We start from the raw sequence: 512 nt of genomic DNA, 5'->3' as shown, positions 1-512 counted from the left end.
TCCTGCACCACGTCCTGGGCCGGGCCGTGAAAGAGAAACTGCTGACGGTCAATCCGATCCCCCTGCTCCAGTGGCACCCGCCGAAGATCGAAGAAGAGGTCGATCCCGAGTACGTGCTCAGCCCTGAACAGATCACCGCGTCTCTCGCCGAGATCGGTCGTCAGGGTCGGCGCGGGCCCCGGATGGTGGCGTTCTTCGCCTGCCTCTACTACGCCGGGATGCGACCGGCCGAGGTAGTCCACCTGCGGAAGAACCGGTGCGTCCTGCCTGAGGAGGGCTGGGGCAAGCTGAACCTGAACGGCAGCAGCCCTCGGGTCGGGTCGGCCTGGACCGACAGCGGGACCTCCCACGATCCCCGGAGTCTCAAGCACCGGGCCGACAAGGCCACTCGGCCGGTCCCGATCCCTCCCGTGCTGGTGCAGCTGCTCCGCGAGCACATCGAGAAGTACGGCACGGCCCCGGACGGGCGGCTGTTCCAGACCTTCCGGGGCGGGCTGGGGCAGGGGGGGTCG

Annotated in this window: 1 pseudogene; it reads left to right on the top strand. The window is 68.8% G+C overall.

Annotated elements, in window-relative coordinates:
* Positions 1 to 512 (top strand): annotated as a pseudogene (locus ABD323_RS45580) (site-specific integrase); the annotation flags it as partial.

This window comes from Kitasatospora nipponensis, from assembly GCF_039528135.1.
GTDB lineage: Bacteria > Actinomycetota > Actinomycetes > Streptomycetales > Streptomycetaceae > Kitasatospora > Kitasatospora nipponensis.
This window is presented reverse-complemented; position numbering and strand designations above follow the sequence as displayed.